Genomic DNA, 21,493 nt, shown 5'->3' with positions numbered 1-21,493 from the left:
CATGAGACCCTGGCCCGGATTGATAGAGGGCTACAGAAAATTTCTGCCGGTAACTGACACCACTCCTGTCATTACACTTAATGAAGGCAATACGCCTCTCATCAAGGCATCCCGTATAAATGAGATCGTTAATGCGGACATAGACCTTTATTTTAAATTTGAAGGTTCTAATCCGAGCGGTTCTTTTAAAGACCGCGGCATGACACTTGCGATAACCAAAGCGGTTGAGGAAGGGACAAAGGCTGTTATCTGCGCTTCAACCGGCAACACATCCGCCTCTGCGGCGGCATACTCTGCAAAGGCTGATATCTCATGTATTGTGCTTATCCCAGAGGGCAAGATAGCCATGGGCAAACTTGCACAGGCGATGATACACGGTTCAATGGTCATCCAGGTTGACGGCAACTTTGATGAGGCGCTTAGCATTGTAAAGGAGATCGTTAAACGGCATCCTATTTCTCTTGTGAATTCAATTAACCCTTTCAGAATAGAGGGGCAGAAGACAGAGGCGTTTGAGGTTTGCGACCAGCTGGGCTTTGCTCCGGTCTTTCACGCCCTGCCTGTTGGCAATGCAGGCAATATTACCGCTTACTGGAAAGGATATAAAGAGTATAAAGAGGCGGGGATAAGCTCTTCACTGCCGAAGATGTTAGGCTTTCAGGCTGCCGGATCCGCGCCTATCGTACTCGGACATCCCGTTGAAAAACCTGAAACAATAGCTACTGCCATCAGGATAGGCAATCCCGCAAGCTGGAAAGGCGCTGAGAATGCGAGGGATGAATCCGGAGGCGTCATAGATTCTGTTACCGATGATGAGATCCTTCAGGCATATCAGTTCATCGCGTCAAGGGAAGGCATTTTCTGCGAGCCTGCGTCAGCAGCATCTTTTGCAGGAGTGATTAAACTTTCAAAAAAAGGCTATTTCTCAAAAGGCGGCACCGTCGTCTGTACTCTGACAGGCAACGGGCTCAAAGACCCTGACAATGCTATTAAACTCTCTGAGCCTCCTATAAAGGTCAAGGCTGATATCTCCGCGATCGAGGACGCTTTAAGAGGATGCTGCATATAGTCTGATGTAGTTTTTTTGTGATTGTAATGTTTGTTTTTTATATATTATACTTTACACATGTTTTTCAGCTAATTATGACCGGTAGTGAAACTCTAATATAGAAAAAGGAGACAGTCTTATGAAACGCATCAAGATCTTAGCTGCTATTGGAATTGCAGTATTTTTAGCATTACTTTCTTCCAATGTAATGGCAGGAACGGAAAAAGGAAAGTTATCTTTATCCCCGCATTTTGGCGGGTATATTTTCGACAAGAAAGAACAGATAAACAATGACCCTGTCTATGGCCTTGGGATCGGGTATGGATTTACAGAGAGTTTTGGAATAGAAGCATCAATTGATCACGTTGATACAGTTGTATCATGGCCTGATACTGCAGTTGGCAAAACAAATGTAGACGCTAACCTTTTCAACCTGGACCTTTTATACAATATAAACCTGGCAGATGATACAAAGTGGTATATCGCTGTAGGTAGCGGATACATGAATATTGATGTTGATAAAACAATTGACAACACTGATGTTCAGTCCCATGTCGCATTAGGGCTTAAGTTCTTCTTGACAGATTCTTTGCTTGCCAGGGGAGATGCCAGGCAAATTGTTAACTGGGAAACATCTAATATTAACTACATGTATACTGTCGGTTTGTCATACCTTATTGGCGGCCATAAGGCTACGCCGCCCCCGCCTCCGGCTCCTTCTGACAGCGACGGCGATGGAGTATATGATGCGGATGATAAGTGTCCTAACACACCTGCCGGTACTTCTGTGGATATCATGGGCTGCCCATTGGACAGTGACGCTGACGGAGTATATGACTATCTTGATAAATGCCCCGGTACACCTAAAGGCGCTGCCGTTGACATGAACGGCTGCCCGCTGGACAGTGACGCTGACGGAGTAGCCGACTATCTTGATAAATGTCCTAACACACCTGCCGGTGCTGCTGTAGACATGAACGGCTGCCCGCTGGACAGTGACGGCGATGGAGTTGTTGATTACCTTGATAAATGCCCCGGCACACTTAAAGGAGCTGCTGTAAATGAAAACGGCTGCCCATTAGATAGCGACGGCGATGGAGTATTGGATGTTAATGATAAGTGCCCTAACACACCTTCAGGCGTTCAGGTAGACGCAAACGGCTGCCCGTTGGACAGTGATGGGGATGGAGTATATGACTATCTTGATAAATGCCCCGGCACACTTCCGGACATAAAGGTAGACGCAAACGGCTGCCCGCTTCCCATTAAAGAAAAGGTTTCCATAGAATTAAATGTAGAGTTTGAATTCAACAGCGCTGTTGTAAAGAGTGTTTATCAGGAGCAGATAACAAAGGTCTCAAACTTTCTAAGCACTTATCCGGATGTAAATGCCGTGATCGAAGGGCATACAGACAGTAAAGGCACGGATGAGTACAATATGAAGCTTTCACAGAAGAGGGCGGAAAATGTAATGAACTACCTTGTTTCCAAGGGCATAGCTGCCGATCGTTTAACAGCTAAAGGATTCGGCGAGTCCCTGCCGATCGCAGACAACAATACGGATGAAGGCCGGCAGAAGAATCGCCGTGTAGTTGCCGTCATTTCAACTATTGTGACCAAGTAATATATAATTCATAGGGGAGCATGGTTCGGCTGGAACCGGATCATGCTCCCTTTTTTTATTGTTCAATCATCAAAGAAATTACTAACAGGAGATCATCATGGCTTTAAGTATAGGTATCGTCGGACTCCCGAATGTAGGGAAATCGACGCTTTTTAACGCGCTCACAAAGGCGCAAAATGCAGCAGCTGCAAATTATCCGTTCTGCACTATTGAACCTAACAAGGCGATTGTCGCGGTTCCTGACAAACGGCTGGATCATTTATCTGACATTGTAAATCCTGAAAGAGTACAGAACGCTATCGTGGAGTTTACTGACATTGCCGGCCTTGTAAGGGGGGCTTCAAAAGGCGAGGGGCTCGGCAACCAGTTTCTTTCGCACATTAGAGAGACCTCGGCGATCGTGCATGTTGTGAGATGTTTTGAGAGCGAATCGATAATACATGTTGACGGCACAGTTGATCCCCTGCGCGATATTGAGGTCATCAACACAGAGCTTGTGCTTGCCGATATACAGGCTCTTGAGAACAAGATATCACGCCTTGATAAACAGGCAAAAGGTGATAAGAAAGTTCAGCCGCTGCTTGATGTGGCAAAGAGGACTCTCGACCACCTTAACACAGGCAAGCCTGCAATCAGCTTCAGCGAGCGCGAATCAGATGCCTTCGTGGAGATGATCAAGGATGTTCGCCTTATCTCATTGAAGCCGGTTATATACGCTGCAAATGTTGATGAAGATGGACTTGCAGAAGATAACGATCATGTTAAGGCAGTTCACAAGTTTGCCGCTGAGCAGAATGCGCATTCCGTGAAGATCTGCGCAAAGATCGAGGAAGAGATGTCTGGGATGAGCGATGAGGAGCGCGATGAATTTCTCGAAGCTCTCGGCGTATCTGAAGGCGGGCTATCCCAGATCATCCACCACGGTTACCACGCGCTCGGGCTGATAAGTTATTTCACAGCCGGTGTCAAAGAGGTTCGCGCCTGGACGATCGAACGCGGATGGAAGGCTCCTAAGGCTGCTGCTGTAATTCATAATGATTTTGAACGCGGCTTTATCCGCGCCGAGGTCATAGCTTATGAGAACTTCATTGAGCATGAGGGCGAAGCAGGCGCAAGGACAGCTGGCAAGCTCCGCACTGAAGGCAAGGAGTATGTTGTCTGCAACGGCGATGTAATGCATTTTCTCTTCAACGTGTAGTCTGCATTCCTCTACATCAGTCATATAAGAATTTCAAAGAATAGAGCATCTGACCGCTCTATTCTTTTGCCTTTTAATGGCATATAATCTAAAAAGAAACTGAAGTGGATACTTAATAATGCAAAAGAAGAGCATCCTCAAGGCATTCACATTAAAACGTATCGCAATCGGGATCGTCTTATCCCTGATAATATTCACAATTGCCGGATTCTTCATCGCGCCGCCTCTCTTGAAATGGTTCGCTGTTAAAAAACTCTCTGAGCAGCTCCACCGTGAAGTTACGATTGAAAATATAAAGATCAATCCTTTTGCGCTTACTGCCGAGATAAAGGGATTCAAAATAAAAGAGAGTGATGGTTCCTCTGCCTTTATCTCTTTTGACGATCTCTTTGTTAATGTCCAGGGTGTTTCTATCTTTAAGCGCGGCCTTATTGTTGATGAAATAAGGCTGACCAATCCTTATGCGCATATCGTTCATAATGAAGGCACAGTCTATAATTTCTCTGATCTTCTTACTCCGCCAAAAACGGAAGACAAAACAGCTGATAAACAACCGCTGCGTTTCTCCCTCAATAATATTCAGGTAGTGAGCGGTGCGGTAGATTTCATAGACAACCCAAAAATGACAGAACACTCGGTTAAGAACCTTTCTCTGATGATCCCCTTCTTTTCAAACCTGCCTTATTTTGTTGACACATATGTCCAGCCGTCTCTGTCAGGGACTTTGAACGGCACGCCTTTTGTATTTAACGGCAAAACAAAACCGTACAAGGATTCGCTTGAAACTGTTTTTGATATCGATGTGAAGGATTTGAATATCCCTTACTACCTCAACTATGTTCCGCTTGAGTTGAACTTTAAGCTGGCGTCAGGATCAATTGACGCAAAAAGCAGCCTGTCATATATTCAGTATTCGGAAAGTGAGCCTTCACTCAGTTTAGAAGGGACAGTCTCGCTTGAGAATATCAGGATAAATGACCTGACAGGAAACCATATCTTCAGCATGCCTCGCGCTGATATAAAGATAGCCAGGTCAGACGTCTTCTCACGGAAGGTCCATATTGCATGGATAGCTGCTGATTCGCCTTCATTGACCTTGATGCGCGGCAGTGACAATAAGATCAACATCCTCGGACTGATACCTGAAGATAACAGCCGAAAAGATACGGCACCGGTTAAGAGTTCATTTGTCTTAGATACTGACGAGTTTACTATCAGCAACTGCTCGGTATCATTCACAGACCTTGTGCCTAAGCCTTCCTATAAGACTGAGATTGGAAAGATAGATATGAAAGTGAGCGGATTCAGCACCGAACCCGGCAATAAGACATCAATAGATGCACTATCTCTAAAACTTGCAAAGAAAGGGAGTTTAAATGCATCTGGCGTCTTCACTTTAACTCCGATCACGGCTGAGGTTAAATTTGAACTTAAAAATGCGGATATCCCCTCACTTCATCCATATTATGCTGATAAGATCGCTATACTTCTCACAAGCGGAAATCTTTCAGCCTCAGGAACTGCTCTGGTTGGGTATTCGCCTGTGAAGGGACTTTCAGCATCTTACAAAGGCAAGGCGATGATTACTGACTTTGCTTCAGTAGATTCAATAAATACAGAGGATCTGCTGAAATGGAAGTCGCTCTATTTTGGCGGTATAGATGTTAAGCTTGAACCGCCTTCGATCAATGTAAATGATATATCCCTCACGGATTTTTATTCACGCATTATATTCAATGAAGACGCTACGCTCAATCTTCAGAAGATAATTGTGCCGTCTACTTCTGAAGCGGTTTCGAAATCCGAAGTTCCGAAAGATGGGAAACTACGGACTAAAGATGCTGCACCTGCTGCAAAGAAGGTTCCGGTAAAGTTCGGCAAGGTTACGCTTCAGGGCGGTACGATTAATTTTACAGATCATTATGTAAAGCCCAACTATACTGCTAACCTGACAGAGATCGGAGGCCGAATCTCAGGCTTTTCTTCAAAGGAAGATTCTGCAGGAGAGGTCGACCTTAAAGGCAAGTTTGAGAACTACTCGCCTCTTGAGATCACAGGCAAGATAAATCCGCTCAGTGATGACCTTTTTGTCGACCTGAATGTCTCATTCAAGGATATGGACCTCAGCCCTGTCACTCCTTACTCAGGCAAATATCTCGGATATACGATACAGAAGGGCAAGCTTTCTCTTGACCTGAAGTACCTGATCGTGAAGAAGAAGCTTGACTCACAGAACAAAGTCTTCATAGACCAGTTCACATTCGGCGACAGCGTTGAAAGCCCGGATGCCACAAAACTTCCGGTGCGTCTTGCTATTGCTTTGCTTAAGAACCGCAAAGGAGAGATTGATCTCGACATCCCTGTTTCAGGCTCTATTGATGATCCGGAATTCAGCGTCTTCAGGATAGTTATTAAGATACTTCTCAATCTTATCGTCAAGGCTGCGACTTCGCCCTTTGCATTGCTCGGCGCTATCTTCGGAGGCGGGGATGAGCTGAGTTATGTCGAATTCGAGTACGGCAGTCACGCGCTCAGCGAGCAGGCGCTTCAAAAGATTGATACAGTCATAAAGGCTCTATATGAACGCCCGGCGATCAAGATGGAGATAGAAGGACATGTTGATACTGAGAATGATATGGAAGGGCTGAGGCAGTATATATTCAACAAAAAGCTCAAGAGCCAGAAGCTGAAGGATATGATCAAGAAAGGTGAAACGGCCGTGCAGGTTGATGATATGACGATCCTGTCTGATGAATATGAGAAGTACCTTACGAAGGCATATAAAGATGAAAAGTTTCCGAAACCAAGGAATGTCATTGGCATGGCAAAGGATCTGCCTGTCCCTGAGATGGAGAAGCTCATGCTTACACATATAGAGGTGAATGAGAGCGACCTGCGCCTGTTAGCAGGTCAGCGCGCGCTTGCTATACAAGATCATCTGCTTAAGTCAGAGAAGGTCGAGGCCGAGAGGATATTTCTTATTGAGCCAAAGGATCTTCTGCCGGAAAAGAAGGAGAATGTAAAGAACAGCCGCGTTGATTTTCGATTGAAGTGAACTTCTCTTTCTAAAACTTTATGAAAAATGGGAGCGCCATACAGGCAATTCCGATAAGGATCAAAAGAAAGATATTAGTGACAAAATACGGGAAGATACATAGAGCAAGGCCGGACAGGAAAGCTATTTCCTTTCGCTGCCTTCTTCCGTATACCATGTAGCTTATGCCGACCGAGCTGAACAAAATAACCCAAAGTATATATGCCGTGCTGCCCATGTTATTCCTCTGCATTCAAAAATAAAATTGCCGCAAAAGAAATACATTTAAATATTCTTCGCGGCAATTTTATATATCAGCTATTTTTTCTTCTTAACTTCGTTTTTGCTTTTTGTCTGTTTTGCTGCTTTTTCTTTGTCCTTCTTTCCACCCTTGTCTCCCATGCTTCTCCACCTCCTTTTCAAGAAATTGGAATCACTTAATGAATTATAAACTTCTCAGAGATAAAGATAAAGCAAAAAGTTCTTGAAAAAGATACAGCCCGTGTTTATGATAGTTCATCATGCTTATCGAGCGACAGGTTTCCATATTCTGTGCCGGAATTTCCACTGCCATTGTCATCCCTGAATTCTTCCAAACCTTTGTCAAGCATGTGCCGGTGACAGACGGCCCGCATGTCGGTCTGCTCATCGGGACAGCCATTGGCGCACTCGGTGTACTCATGGGTATGCTTCTTGTGGCTGATGAGCTTAGTTATGCAGAAGGGTGGGGATGGAGATTATTTTGCCTGATAAAGATTCTCCTCTGGATTATCTTCGCCTTAGGCATGAGCGCAGGGACTGCCTTTTTTGCGTTAAACACTTCCGATATTCTTTGGAGAATACTTCTTGGGCTTGTTTCACTGACTCCGTTGATCGTTTTGATCATCGCTGCGGTTGGTTTAAGGAAGAGATGATGAATCCCCCCTCTTAAGTTAAGAGGGGGCAAGGGGGCGTTATGAGCTTTCTACGGAATGATCCGATACTGAAGCAGAGGCGAAGAGATTTAAGGCACGGACAGACCGATGCTGAGAAGGCATTCTGGGAGCAGGTACGAAACAAGCGCTTTTCAGGATTAAGATTTGTACGTCAATATAGCATTGGGCCTTACATTTTAGATTTCTACTCACCATCTGCGAAGTTAGCTATAGAACTGGACGGCGGACAGCATAATCAAATTGATAACAAAGAATATGACGCGGCCCGGACTGAATACATTAAGGCTCATAAAATTATAGTGATGCGGTTCTGGAACCATGAGGTCTTGGTTGATATACAGAGTGTTATGAGCAAGATTGCGGAGATGATATAACTCCTGAAGTTCCTTCTCTTAGTTTAGGGGAGGTTAGTAGGGGTTATTAATGAATTGATTTAAGTAACTCCCCCTGTCCCCCTCTTAGCCTAAGAGGGGGGATGAATAGATAGGACTGATTATCGCTACAGTTGGGTTTAGGAAGAGGTGATAAATTTATTGACTCAATACATATTGATAGCTATAGTATTAAAATTACTTTTTCAAAATTCTGATAGAGGTTTGATTGATATTATGAAACTTAAGGTAGTAATTTTATTGTTACTAATATTTTATTATGGCAGTAATGCTTGTGCCGATTCCGGAAAAGATATTACCTATTGGAATCTGGTACTTAAAGAAGTAACGACTCCTGAATTGAAAAATATCAAAATAGCATCAGAGGAAGATCTCATAATATTTAAAGACTATGGCATAGGTAAAAGAAATGGTGAGCTTATTTATCAAAGCAATTTAGAGGAATATCGAAATAAAGGGATGTTTTCTTATTTTAATGGAGATGTTAATGGAAATGGTAAAGAAGATGCGATTTTGGCATGTGTTGATACTGGAAAAGGTATTAGTTATCTCGTGATTTTAGAAAAAGATGGGAATGAATTTCATTTAATCAAATATTTTCCATTTAAAGCAAAAGTGTTTTATATAGCAGGAGTTAATCAATATATTGATATTCTTTTTCAAGCTGGCACAGATTGGATGGAACAAGTTTACTGGAACGGAAGCGATTATGTCATAAAGGAAAGAGATGTTTTGTACAGTCCATAAAAAAGCTGAACATGCTAAGACTAACTATTAATAGTTAGTCCTTGACTCCATTCACTCCCATTCAAAAAACCTCCCCACCTTTGTTGAAATACTTCATGACAAAAGTCATCGCATACAAGAACACCGACAAGGTATGTTTCTGCCAGATAAAGTTCAGGAGCAGGGAGCGCATTCTCATATCCATAGCAAATGTGCCTGAGCCAAGCATTAAGGTCATAAAACTACTGGCAGGCATCATCCCTTACAAGACGATATGGGAATTTAACGCTGGTAAGACTGACGGGAAAGACTCTTATGCAAAGATGATATCAATGTTCATGGATAAAAAGTCGTCTAAGGTCGGCCATCCCCTTGATGCGATCATAATCAAGCTGACCTCATGCAGGTCATCCTATGAAGCGGTCAGTGTCCTGAAAGAGGCAGAAAAGTCTTTTCGTAACAGCTAAATAAAAAGCATCTATGGGATATTTAAAGACGTACTTTAAAGGGACTACTCTTGACGAAGCATGTCAGATATAATAATTATAAAATCTCCCCTCACCCCTCTTTGTCAAAGAGGGGAATAATTCTCTGACCTTCTAATTTATTATTTCCTGTATATATATTATTATATAAACTCAAACTTAAGGATATAAGATGAAATATATAATTCTATTAGGCGATGGCATGGCTGGAAGGCCTTTGAAGAAGCTTGGCAACAAGACCTGCCTTCAATACGCGCGCACTCCGAATATGGACAAGCTTGCCTCTGAAGGTTTGGCCGGTAAGGTCAGGACAGTGCCCAAGGGTTTTGAGCCTGGCTCGGATGTGGCTAACTTATCCATACTTGGATATGACCCGAAGAAATATTACAGCGGCAGGGCGCCTGTTGAGGCTGCATACAGAGGGATAAATCTCGGGCCTAAGGATGTGGCGTTCAGGTGCAACCTTGTCACCTTGTCTGATTCTATTAACAGCTCATCATCTGTGATGAAGGATTATAGCGCAGGCCATATCTCAACAAAAGAGGCAACGCTTCTTATACAGGATATAAACAAAAAGCTCGGGAGCAAGGATATTAAATTCTATCCCGGCATGAGCTATAGGCATCTCATGATATGGAAGAACGGCAAAGACAAAATAAATTGCACGCCTCCTCATGATATTACAGGGAAGAATGTCTCAGGACATCTTCCGAAAGGCGACGGCAGTAAAGTAATTAAAGATCTCATTGGAGATTCGACAGATATCCTTATGTCGCATCCTGTCAATCTTGCCAGGATAAAGAAGGGGCTGTCTCCTGCAAACAGCATCTGGTTCTGGGGACAGGGCAAGCAGATCCCGCTTCCGGCATTCAAATCTAAATTCGGTCTGAAGGGCGCGATGATATCAGCGGTGGATCTTACAAAGGGTTTAGGCAAGCTTGCGGGCTTTGATATTCTGAATGTCAGGGGCGCGACAGGTTATCTTGATACGAATTATGAGGGCAAGGCGAGGGCTGCGTTAAAGGTATTGAAGAGCGTTGACTTTGTCTACCTGCATGTTGAGGCGCCTGATGAGGCTGGGCATAACGGCGACATGAATGCGAAGATACAGGCTATAGAGGATTTCGATTCGCGGGTTGTCGGGAATATCATTAAAGGCATGAAGAGGTTTAAAGACTACAGCATCCTTCTGCTGCCTGACCACCCGACCCCTATCAGTATAAGAACACATTCTGATGAGCCTGTGCCGTTCGTAATATACAGAAGTGACAATGATGTTTCTTCAGGCGCGAGGGTAAAGGCGTTCTCTGAAAAGATCTGCGGATTGAAAAATATTTTAAATATTGATAAAGGATACACGCTTATGGATCATTTTATCGGAGGTGGGGATTGGCATTAATAGTTCAGAAGTACGGGGGAACATCCGTTGCGAACACTGAGAGGATAAAGGCTGTTGCAGAGAGGGTGGTTGCAACTGCAAAGGAAGGGAACCAGGTCGTTGTTGTTGTATCTGCGATGGCAGGCGAGACAGACAAGCTTGAGAGGTTCGCCCATGAGATCTCTGATTATCCTGTTGAGAGAGAGATGGACCTGCTCCTCTCCTCAGGTGAGAGGATAACAAGCGCGCTCACAGCCATGGCGATACAGGAGCTGGGATTTACTTCAATGAGCTTTACAGGCAGGCAGGTCGGCATACTGACTGACAGCTCCCACACAAAGGCGATGATAGAGAGTATCGATGCGGGAAGGCTGGAAGCTGCCATTAGTGAAGGGGTCATTCCCGTGGTCGCGGGTTTTCAGGGCATAAATGAATTTTCTGATGTCACCACTTTAGGCAGGGGCGGTTCTGATACAACTGCCGTTGCGATAGCAGCCGCGCTCAAGGCGGACCTGTGTGAGATATACACTGATGTTGACGGTGTCTATACTACTGACCCGAGATTGGTCAAAGACGCGAGAAAGCTGGAGAAGATATCTTACGATGAGATGCTTGAGATGGCAAGCCTCGGCGCAAAGGTTCTTCATAACCGCTCAGTGGAGTTTGCAAAGAAGTTCAATGTCCCTCTTGTTGTGCGCTCAAGCTTTAATAATATTCCGGGAACCCTTGTTACAATGGAGGATAAAGATATGGAGAAGACAGTAATATCAGGAGTTACAGCTGACAAGAATCAGACACGGGTGACTATATTCGGCGTGCCGGATAAGCCCGGCATAGCGGCAAAGGTATTTAAAGCGCTTGCGGACGCAAATATTGTTATTGATATGATAGTCCAGAACGTAAGCACCGAGACACAGGCGACCGACATATCTTTTACCGTATCAAAGGCAGACAGCAAAAAGGCGTCTGATGTGACAGGGAAGGTCTCTGAAGCGCTTGGAGCCAAGGGTGTGACCATGAATGCCGATGTCGCAAAGGTCTCTATTGTGGGAGTAGGCATGCAGTCGCACATCGGCGTGGCTGCAAAAATGTTCGATGTCCTTTCAAAGCAGGGTATCAACATAATGATGATAAGCACATCCGAGATAAAGATATCCTGTATCATCGATATCGACAAGATAGGCACAGCGGTTCAGACGCTTCATGATGCTTTTGAACTTGCGGAATAATAATTACCTTCAATTTTCTGATTGATTGGATTAGAATAACTTATGCGTAAGATCGAACTGTATGATACAACTCTGAGGGACGGCGCGCAGTCTGAGGATATCTCTTTTTCAGTTGAGGATAAACTCCGCATAACAGAAAAGCTTGATGACCTCGGCATTCATTTTATTGAAGGCGGATGGCCTGGCTCAAGCCCGAGAGACGCGGAATTTTTTCAGAAGGCAAAGAAGCTCAGGCTGAAGAACTCTGTTCTTTCGGCATTCGGCTCTACACATCACGCATCCAAGAAAGCATCGAACGATCCGAATATCATTGCCCTTTTAAAATCAGGCGCCTCAGTGATCACGATCTTCGGGAAGTCATGGGACTTCCATGTGTCGCATGCTTTAAAGATATCCAAGCAGGCAAACCTGGACCTTATCAGCAATTCAGTCTCTTACCTGAAGAAGAGGGTTTCAAAGGTCTTTTTTGACGCAGAGCACTTCTTTGACGGGTACAAGGCAAACCCAGAGTATGCGCTGCTATCGCTCAAAGCTGCTGTTGACGGCGGCGCAGACTGTTTAGTCCTCTGCGATACGAACGGAGGAATGCTGCCGCATGATCTTGGCGAGATAGTAAAGGTTGTTCTTAATAACTTTAAGGTCCCTGTTGGCATTCATGCGCATAACGATTCTGAATGTGCTGTGGCTAATTCCATCATCGCTTTACAGCTTGGCGCATCACAAGTGCAGGGTACGATGAACGGCCTTGGCGAAAGATGTGGGAATGCCAATCTTGTATCCATTATTCCCAATATTAAGCTAAAGCTTAACTATTCCTGTATAACTGCCTCTAATTTAAAGAAACTGAAGGTGGTCTCAAGGTATGTATCAGAGATATCGAACCTGAGACATTTCAAGAGACAGCCTTATGTCGGAGACAGCGCTTTTGCCCATAAAGGCGGTATCCATGTCAGCGCGATACAAAGGCATTCTGACACCTATGAGCATATAAAGCCTGAACTTGTTGGCAATTATCAGCGCATCCTTGTCTCTGACCTCAGCGGGAAGAGCAATGTCTTAAGAAAGGCAAAAGAGTTCAATCTCAGGCTCGACCCTGATTCGCCTCTCGTGGCTGAGATCGTCAAGGAAGTGAAAGACCTTGAGAATCAGGGTTTTCAGTTTGAGGGCGCTGAGGCTTCACTTGAGCTCCTTATGAAGAAGAAGCTCAGCCTCCACAGAAAGTTCTTTGACCTTATCGCTATTCGTGTCATAGATGAATTTAAAGTATCTGATGATGCCTTCAGCGAGGCCACTGTTCATCTCTCAGTGAAGGGCGAGGAGATTTACACGGCTGCAAACGGCAACGGCCCTGTCAATGCACTGGATAATGCATTAAGAAAGGCGCTTAAAAATAAATATCCTGCGCTCAATGAAGTTAAATTGATAGATTATAAAGTTCGAGTGCTGGCTGCGGGAGTTGGAACTTCTGCAAAGGTAAGGGTACTGATCGAGTCATGTGACAAAGACCATAAGTGGGGCACGGTCGGAGTATCTGAAAATATCATCGAGGCTTCATGGCAGGCGCTTGCGGACAGTATCGAGTATAAACTTTTAAAAGGATGATCATATGATCGAAGAGACCGGCGTAGTTATCAGAACTGAAGGGATAACGGCAACCGTTCTTGTTCAGAAGAGGGGCTCCTGTGAAGGCTGTACCGCGACAGGGACATGCGCTTCAACTCAGGAAGGCATGGAGATAGAGGCGTTAAACCCTGTTCAGGCCAAGGCCGGCCAGACTGTAAAGGTCGCAATACAGTCCATGACCTACCTGAAAGGAACCATGCTTGTTTACGGATTCCCCATGATAGCGCTTATAGCAGGCGCTGTTATCGGCAAGAACATCGGTGAAAAATTCTTAACATCTTTTGATTCAGACCTGTGCGCAGCCATATTTGGATTCAGCGCGTTTTTGATCGCATTTTTATTTGCCAAAGTATATAGCAGAAAAGCAGAGACAAAGACTGAATATAAACCGGTCATTAGTGAGATCGTCTCTTAACTTATTGTCATCAACTTATAATATTTATTCTTAATTCATTAGGAGGTAATATATGAGCTTTGATACAGGCAAGATCAGAAATATCGCTGTGATCGGCGGCGGCAGGGCTGGAAAGACCACAATGACAGATGCGCTTCTCTTTACCGCTAAGGCCATTCCCAGGATAGGAAAGATAGAGGACGGCACCACTACAACAGATTATGAGCCTGAAGAGATAAGCAGGACCATCTCCATTTCATCAGCATTGGCATTCTGCGACTGGCAAGGGTGCAGGTTCAATATTATAGATACACCGGGTTATATTAATTTCATCGAAGATTCCAAGGCATGCCTGAGCGTAGCCGACGGGGTTATCGCCGTTGTCAGCGCCTTGACCGGAGTAAAGGCAGAGAATGAGCAGGTATGGAAATGCGCTGACAGTTATAAGCTGCCCCGCCTGATATTCATAAGCAAGATGGACAGGGAAAATGCTGATTTCGCAAACGCGGTCAGCAGTGTTGAAAAGGCATACGGCGTCTCAGTCGTTCCGCTTAATATTCCTATAGGTTCCGGCCCGGGTTTTGAAGGCATTATTGATGTCGTAAATATGAAGGCGCTGAAATTCAAGAACGGTTCCATTTCCGAGGAAGCGATACCTGATGCATTAAAATCTCAGGCAGAGGAATTCAGGACGAGGCTTATTGAACGCGTTGCAGAGTCGGATGATTCTCTGCTTGAAAAATACCTTGAAGGCGAAGAACTCTCAGCCGACGAGATAAACAAGGGTTTAAAGAACGGTGTATTGGCCGGTAAATTAGTTCCGGTCTTATGCGGCGCGTCAACATTGAATATCGGGATATCTCAGCTTCTGGATGCCGCAGTAAAGACCCTTCCTTCACCTGTTGAAAAAGCAGCGGTCGGCCCTGTAAAGGCGAAGGATCAAAAGACCGGAGAGGAAATCATAATAAAAGTTGATGAAGGCGGGCCGTTAGCAGCCCGTGTCTTCAAGACGATTGCCGACCCGTTCGCAGGTAAGCTGACGCTTTTCAGGGTCTATTCCGGTTCACTCAAGGCTGACACAACTGTCTATAATTCAACGCATGATATCAAAGAAAAGTTGGGAAGCATATTTTATCTTCAGGGCAAGAATCATATCACTGCGCAGGTTATCGGCCCCGGAGGCATCGCAGCGGTTGCCAAGCTTAAAAGCACATTGACAGGAGATACTCTTTGCGATGTGTCAAAGCCTGTTATTTTTGATCCTATAAAATTTACTGAACCGATGATCTCTTATGCGATCGAACCCAAGAGCAGGGGAGATGAGGATAAAGTGAGCACAGGCATCCACAGGCTGCTTGAGGAAGACCCCACGCTTAAATTCACGAGAGATGCAGAGACAAAAGACATGATACTTTCGGGCATGGGGCAGGTTCATCTTGAGGTCATACTTGAAAAACTGAAGAGAAAGTTCGGCACTGAGGTCATTATGAAGGCGCCGAAGATAGCATACCGCGAGACAATAAGAACATCGGCGGACGCGCAGGGCAAATACAAGAAGCAGTCAGGCGGCAAAGGGCAGTTCGGAGACTGCTGGGTCAGGATAGAGCCGTTGCCGAGAGGCGCGGGTTTTGAGTTTATAAATAATGTCGTAGGCGGGGCTATTCCAAGGTCGTACATACCTGCTGTTGAGAAGGGTATCATTGAGGCGATGGCTCAGGGAATATATGCGGGATATCCCATGGTAGACCTGAGCGCCTCTGTATATGACGGCTCTTATCACACGGTTGACTCGTCAGAAATGGCATTTAAGATCGCGGGCTCTTTTGCCATTAAAAAAGCTGTTCAGGATGCAAGGCCGGTACTTCTTGAACCTGTAGTAAAGGTTGAGATCACTGTGCCTGATGAATATCTCGGGAGCATAATGGGCGACCTGAATACCAAGCGCGGCAAGGTGCAGGGAGTTGAACAGGCAGGCGACAACCAGAAGGTTGTGGCGCTTGTGCCTGTGTCTGAGATGCTTACATACGCGAACCAGCTTAACGCAATAACAAGCGGCCGCGGTGTATATTCAATGTCTCCGTCTCATTATGATGAAGTGCCCGAGCATATAGCAAAAAAGATAATCGAGGAGAAGTCTGAGGCCAAGAAAGAAGGGCAGTAACGACTTTTTTTTATTACACAGTTGATATTATTTGTATAAATCTGCAAAATATAAGTCATTTTGATTTTAGGTAATTTTTTCTGTATGTAATATATAGAACATTTTTGTATATTTTAAAAGGAGGTAGATATTGGGAAACGTAATGAAATGGCGCAAAAAGAAGATGAGCAAACATAAACACAGAAAGCTCCTCAAGAGAACCAAGCACCAGAGAAGAAATAAATAACGACCGCGATATATACGGCTTGTATTTAAGCTTGATTTATAATCAGCTTTTCCTTACATATTGTATAATTTTCCTTTAATATATTAAATTATATTAAATAGATAGAATCAAGGAGGAATCGTGAGGTATTACAGGAAATTGTCAGGTCTGAGTAACGGTTTTAAAAACATATTATCCATACTAATAATCTTGAGCTTAAGTTTTGTCCTCATAAACTGCGGACAGGGCCCGGAGAGCAAGGTGGGCGCTGATGAAGGGAATTTTATACCCGTAGATAATGGTGATTGGGCTATTAATTTCAGTACCGTTCCGCCTAATACTGGTACGTCGCCTATTGAAGTGAGCAATGTTGCTCTTGGGCAGAGCGTAGACAGCATGGCCGGGATGGAGTTCACTGTTGAAGCCTGGATATACAGCCTTGACACAGTTCCTACAAAGTCTGCAATTTTCTTCCGCGGCGGTGATTATGACGGCTTTAGTTTGCATTTATTTAGTGGAAAGCCGACGTTGGCATTCAAGTGGAAGAATAGAGCCGGTTCTACCTTGCCTATTTTGTGGGCTCAGTCTGCTGCTGCTGTAGCTAATAACACGTGGGTACATGTTGCGGGTGTCTTTACTAAAGCGAATCATTTAGGCGTTCATCCAACATGTACCGGTACAGGACAAGCCGGCGCTGAAGATGACGCAACTCACTCTGACATCTATGTAAATGGGGTATGGGTAAATTGCGGATCAACAGAAGGCAGGCAGCTTGATTCTCTTCAATATCAAAAACTGGGATCTTTCCCTAATTTTACTGATAATTTAGCAAACCCAATGAACGAGTCGATAGGCAGGGCGATGACACTCCTGTTCACTAACTGGGGGGTCAATGGGCCAACTGCCGCGGATAAAAATTTTATGATCATTGATGATGTACGGTTTTGGGGTGTAGCACGTACTGCGACTCAAATATCAACCTGTAGAACTAATGAACTGGTAGCTGGTTTTGGAGACTGCGGTGAAGAAAATGCCGGCTTGCTCGGCTATTGGAAGTTTGACGAAGGCGGCGCTGCCACGACAACCTATGACTTCTCTCCAAAACCACGTAATGGAGGGAGTATACAGTACTGTGATTTTGATTGCGGCGGTAATGCAGCTACTTCAATTTACTGGGACTGTGATGAACTTGCTATATCTAATCCTGGCGTTGCCTGTGCTAATCCCAGAGTAGATCTTGCTCTTCCTGCTTTACCACCATCATGGCATCCTTAATCTTTTGATATACATTTGTTAAAAAAGGGGGACAGGTTACTGTCCCCTTTTTTTATTAATTTTCCTACTGTTTCTTTGTCTCATAAATTGCTTGATAGAAGGCAGCTGTTTAATATATAGTATTACTTAATTTATCACCTCTTTAAACCATAGTCAGGCAGCAGTTTTTTATCTTTTTTAAAATGCACGTCGAACGAATTGAAATAATAGGATTTAAATCTTTCTGCGACAAAACGGTGCTTGACCTGCATCCCGGCATTACCTCTATCGTAGGCCCCAACGGCTGCGGCAAGAGCAATGTGGTGGATGCTTTCAAATGGGTGCTTGGCGAGCAGAGCGCAAAGAGCCTCAGGGGCGGCACCATGGAAGATGTCATCTTCTTCGGTTCTGCCAATAAAAAGAGCAAGGGGATGGCAGAAGTAACTCTTGTGCTCTCGGGCATTGACGAGCAGCCCTCTGATGCTGATGGCAACAACGGTTCAGGTTCCCGCGAGATAAGTGTCTCCCGCAGGCTCTACAGATCCGGCGAGAGCGATTACCTTCTTAATAAGGTCCCCTGCAGGCTTAAGGATATCAAGGACATACTTCTGGATACAGGGCTTGAGCTCAAGGCATATTCCATATTGGAGCAGGGCAGGATAAATCACATACTCAATTCCAAGCCGCAGGACCGCAGGTTCCTTATTGAGGAAGTTGCCGGGGTCATGAAGTATAAGGTCAGAAAGGCCGAAGCTATCAGAAAGCTTGACGCATCCAAATCCAACCTCCAGAGGCTTTCAGATATTATCAGTGAGATAAAGAGGCAGATAAGCTCTATAGACAGGCATGCAAAAAAAGCCGAGAGATACAAAAAACTATTTGAAGAAATGAAGCAGATCGATCTCAAGATAGGGAAGAGGGATATGGATCTTCTCAGGGCGGAACTCGCCGCGCTTGCATCATCAGAAAATGACCTTAACGCAAAAGACGCAGAGGTTGCCGCAAGGCTTCATTCTTCTGAGGCACTTATCGAAGAGAAGAAACGTTCATGTACCGACAGTGAGAAGATGCTTGGCGAGGCGAGGTCGCGGTATTATCTCCTTGAAAAGGAAGTCACAGAGAGCGAAGGCGAGATAGCGCTGCTAAAGAGGGACTGTGAGAATCTCAGAGACAGGATAGGCCATCTGACTGTCAGAGATAATGAATCCATGGCTGTAAAAGAAGAGGCTCTTGCCAATCTTGAAAATATCAAGAAAGAGAGCGCAGCCATAAGCGAGAGCCTTTTAAGCCTGAATTCAGTTTTGGAAGAGAAAGGGAATGTCTTCCAATCGGTACAGCGCGATATCTCAGAATCAGAGAGGGCCCTTGAGTCGGACAGGAGAGGGCTTTTTGTAAAGGCAGAAGAGATAAGCGCCGCGAGAAACGAGATAAGCCGGATCTCGGTCATGATCGAGAATCTGAATATGAAGACGGAGAAGAATTCCGAGGATATCAGTTCTGTCAAAAACAATCTTGTCTCACTCGAAGATGTCATTAACGATACAAGGAATAAATATAATGAAGCCGCTGCAGTGCTTGATTCCAAGACTGACGATAAGCAAAAACTTATCAATGATCTGGGCATGCGAAAAGCTGAACTTTCATCAAGCGAGGACCTGCTATATAAAGACAGGGAGGAATTTGCCGCGCTGGCCTCAAAACTCGAGTCATTGAATGAGGTGTATGATTCAAGAAAGAGCAAGATAGACGAGATCGTGAAGGTGCTTTCGCATGTCTCTGATATATTTGAGACATCACCTGAGTATGAGATTGCGCTGGAAGCGATACTCGGTGAGAAGCTTAACGCCTCAGTAGTTGAGGATCACGGCGAACTTGCCAAGGCTTTAAATCACATTAAAGAACAGAAGAGCAAGAGAAGCGGTTTTATATCTGTCAGTCAGGCGAAACTCTCTTATTCTGATACTGCAGCAGCTCCCGCTGCCGCAGGCGTTATCGGAAGGGCTGTTGATTTTATCAATGTGAAGCAGGAATTCAGCAATGTCGCGTCCGCGCTTTTGAGTGATGTTTTGTTTGTCGACAATATAGATACTGCTTTCTCCTGCCGGAGGGACGGAACAACGCCTGCCTATTATGTGACGCTTGACGGCGAGGTGCTTGAACCTTCAGGCATTGTATTTGCCGGCACGGAAAAAGGCGTCTTAAAGATCAAGCGCCAGATAAAGGAGCTTGAGAAGGATATATCCGATAAAAAAGCGCGTATCGCGGAGTCCGAGGGGCTTGTTAAAAGATTAAGAGATGAAATAATCCAGATGGAAAATAATATCATCGTGCTCGGCGGCGAGATATCCGATAAAGAGAAGTACTGCCACGAATTGAAGATAAAGCTGAGCGGGATGGATGAAGAAAACACAAGGCACCTGAGAAAGCTGGAGTTTCTCTCTATTGAAACAGATGAGGGCAGGAGCGAACAGGAGACGCTTAAAAAGTCGCTTGATGAGAAGAAGCATGTATGTGAGCTTCTTTTAAATGATAAAAATACGATCGAGGAGAAGATATCGTCTGCGCAGGGTTCGATCACCTCAAACAGGACAAGGCTTGAGGCCCTCCGTTCAGAACTGACGCAGGTGAAACTCGGCCAGACATCTATAAACGAAAAGATGCTCTCTTTCACAAGAGAGAGGGAGAGGCTGGAGAGGTCCATAGCGGATATTGAAAAGAAGAAGTCTGAAATGCTCAATGAACGGAACTCCATGGAAGAGTCGATAGTCCGTAAAGAAGAAGATATATACAGCGGCAATGAAGCTCTCAAATTAAAGGTGATAAAGATAGAAGAGACCAGGGGCGAGGTCTCAAGGATCGAGGAGATACTTGGAGCAAAGACGGCTGAAGTTGAACTTCTTGAAAGACAGCAGAAGACTTATACTTCCGAGCTTGATGTGATAAGAAAAGAACTCAGCCATGTTGAGGTGAAGAAGATGGAATCCTCAATGAAATACGACTATCGCAGGGAGGATATCAGGAAGTCGTATGCGATCGATATAGAAAATGCTTTGATCGATAGTGAGGTCACGCCGGAAGAAGAGGAGAGGCTCCCGCATCTTAAAGAGAAGATAGAGGAGATAGGACAGGTAAACCTCGGCACGCTTGATGAATATGAAGAGCTTAAGACCAGATATGAATTCATGGCAAAACAGCAGGATGATGTCGTGAGTTCAATTACGGCGCTTGAGGAGACGATATCAAAGATCAATCAAAGCACAAAGCAAAGGCTGAGGGACGCATTCGATGCCTTAAATGAGAAGTTCAAAGAGGTGTTTACAACCCTCTTCGGCCATGGTAAAGCCGAGCTCATACTTACTGAGGATGATATACTTGAGGCCGGTATCGAAATAGTGGCGCAGCCCCCTGGGAAGAAGCTCAAGAACCTTATGGCGCTTTCAGGGGGGGAGCAGGCGTTGACAACGCTTTCACTGCTTTTTGCAGGCTTTCTGGTAAAGCCCACCCCTGTCTGTATCCTGGATGAGGTCGATGCTCCTCTTGATGAGTCAAATACAGGCAAGTTTATCGACCTGCTGACCGAGATGTCCAGGAATATTCAGTTCATAGCCATTACGCATAACAGGATCACGATGGAGGCGGCTGATTATATCTACGGGGTCACTATGGAGGAGCCGGGCTCTTCCAAGGTGGTTTCGATGCATATGGCTGATATAGTTTAGCCTGCCTTTTGCCGGCCGCTCGATTTATCGCTGGTTTTAACTTATAATATTATCAAAATTCACCTGTAGTTCCGGTTTTTATTTTACA

Annotated in this window: 17 protein-coding genes; 16 read left to right on the top strand and 1 reads right to left on the bottom strand. The window is 44.8% G+C overall.

The window, feature by feature from the left end; translation table 11 throughout:
- The first annotated feature begins 1 nt into the window (after position 1).
- From HY807_05750 to HY807_05735, 4 genes are all read left to right on the top strand, one after another.
- On the top strand, positions 2-1,069 hold the full coding sequence (locus tag HY807_05750; protein ID MBI4825910.1) for a threonine synthase: 1,068 nt from the start codon (positions 2-4) through the stop codon (positions 1,067-1,069).
- Positions 1,070-1,187: 118 nt separating this feature from the next.
- Entirely contained in the window at positions 1,188-2,672 is a 1,485-nt protein-coding gene (locus HY807_05745) for an OmpA family protein (GenBank protein ID MBI4825909.1), read from the top strand.
- A gap of 97 nt (positions 2,673-2,769) precedes the next feature.
- A complete protein-coding gene (gene ychF / locus HY807_05740) occupies positions 2,770-3,870 on the top strand; it encodes a redox-regulated ATPase YchF (GenBank protein MBI4825908.1) in 1,101 nt (366 codons plus the stop codon).
- A 118-nt stretch (positions 3,871-3,988) separates the two neighbouring features.
- Entirely contained in the window at positions 3,989-6,925 is a 2,937-nt protein-coding gene (locus HY807_05735) for a DUF748 domain-containing protein (GenBank protein ID MBI4825907.1), read from the top strand.
- A gap of 10 nt (positions 6,926-6,935) precedes the next feature.
- On the opposite strand, the gene HY807_05730 is transcribed toward HY807_05735, so the two are convergent.
- A complete protein-coding gene (locus HY807_05730; GenBank protein MBI4825906.1) occupies positions 6,936-7,142 on the bottom strand; it encodes a hypothetical protein in 207 nt (68 codons plus the stop codon).
- A 283-nt stretch (positions 7,143-7,425) separates the two neighbouring features.
- Here HY807_05730 and HY807_05725 point away from each other — a divergent pair, with 283 nt between their 5' ends.
- The 12 genes from HY807_05725 (at position 7,426) to smc (ending at position 21,405) form a co-directional block, all read left to right on the top strand.
- On the top strand, positions 7,426-7,818 hold the full coding sequence (locus HY807_05725; GenBank protein ID MBI4825905.1) for a hypothetical protein: 393 nt from the start codon (positions 7,426-7,428) through the stop codon (positions 7,816-7,818).
- A gap of 41 nt (positions 7,819-7,859) precedes the next feature.
- On the top strand, positions 7,860-8,213 hold the full coding sequence (locus HY807_05720; GenBank protein ID MBI4825904.1) for a DUF559 domain-containing protein: 354 nt from the start codon (positions 7,860-7,862) through the stop codon (positions 8,211-8,213).
- Between the two features lie 234 nt (positions 8,214-8,447).
- Positions 8,448-8,978, top strand: coding sequence for a hypothetical protein (locus HY807_05715; GenBank protein MBI4825903.1), 531 nt, complete (start codon positions 8,448-8,450; stop codon positions 8,976-8,978).
- A 95-nt stretch (positions 8,979-9,073) separates the two neighbouring features.
- Positions 9,074-9,424 carry a hypothetical protein gene (locus HY807_05710; protein MBI4825902.1) on the top strand — a complete coding sequence of 117 codons (351 nt, stop codon included), beginning with the start codon at positions 9,074-9,076 and terminating at the stop codon, positions 9,422-9,424.
- 190 nt (positions 9,425-9,614) lie between these two features.
- A complete protein-coding gene (locus HY807_05705) occupies positions 9,615-10,841 on the top strand; it encodes a cofactor-independent phosphoglycerate mutase (GenBank protein ID MBI4825901.1) in 1,227 nt (408 codons plus the stop codon).
- On the top strand, positions 10,832-12,049 hold the full coding sequence (locus HY807_05700) for an aspartate kinase (GenBank protein MBI4825900.1): 1,218 nt from the start codon (positions 10,832-10,834) through the stop codon (positions 12,047-12,049). The genes HY807_05705 and HY807_05700 overlap by 10 nt, the downstream gene beginning before the upstream one ends.
- Positions 12,050-12,091: 42 nt before the next feature.
- Positions 12,092-13,651: a citramalate synthase gene (locus HY807_05695; GenBank protein MBI4825899.1), complete on the top strand. Its 1,560-nt coding sequence runs from the start codon at positions 12,092-12,094 to the stop codon at positions 13,649-13,651.
- 4 nt (positions 13,652-13,655) lie between these two features.
- On the top strand, positions 13,656-14,087 hold the full coding sequence (locus HY807_05690) for a SoxR reducing system RseC family protein (protein ID MBI4825898.1): 432 nt from the start codon (positions 13,656-13,658) through the stop codon (positions 14,085-14,087).
- Between the two features lie 52 nt (positions 14,088-14,139).
- On the top strand, positions 14,140-16,227 hold the full coding sequence (gene fusA, locus HY807_05685) for an elongation factor G (protein MBI4825897.1): 2,088 nt from the start codon (positions 14,140-14,142) through the stop codon (positions 16,225-16,227).
- Between the two features lie 130 nt (positions 16,228-16,357).
- On the top strand, positions 16,358-16,453 hold the full coding sequence (locus tag HY807_05680; GenBank protein MBI4825896.1) for an aurora kinase A-interacting protein: 96 nt from the start codon (positions 16,358-16,360) through the stop codon (positions 16,451-16,453).
- 240 nt (positions 16,454-16,693) lie between these two features.
- Entirely contained in the window at positions 16,694-17,707 is a 1,014-nt protein-coding gene (locus HY807_05675; GenBank protein ID MBI4825895.1) for a LamG domain-containing protein, read from the top strand.
- A 182-nt stretch (positions 17,708-17,889) separates the two neighbouring features.
- Complete coding sequence (gene smc, locus HY807_05670) at positions 17,890-21,405, top strand: chromosome segregation protein SMC (protein MBI4825894.1); 3,516 nt, start codon at positions 17,890-17,892, stop codon at positions 21,403-21,405.
- The last annotated feature ends 88 nt before the right edge of the window (positions 21,406-21,493 follow it).

It is taken from the genome of Nitrospirota bacterium (assembly GCA_016207885.1).
Classification (GTDB): domain Bacteria; phylum Nitrospirota; class Thermodesulfovibrionia; order UBA6902; family UBA6902; genus JACQZG01.
This window is presented reverse-complemented; position numbering and strand designations above follow the sequence as displayed.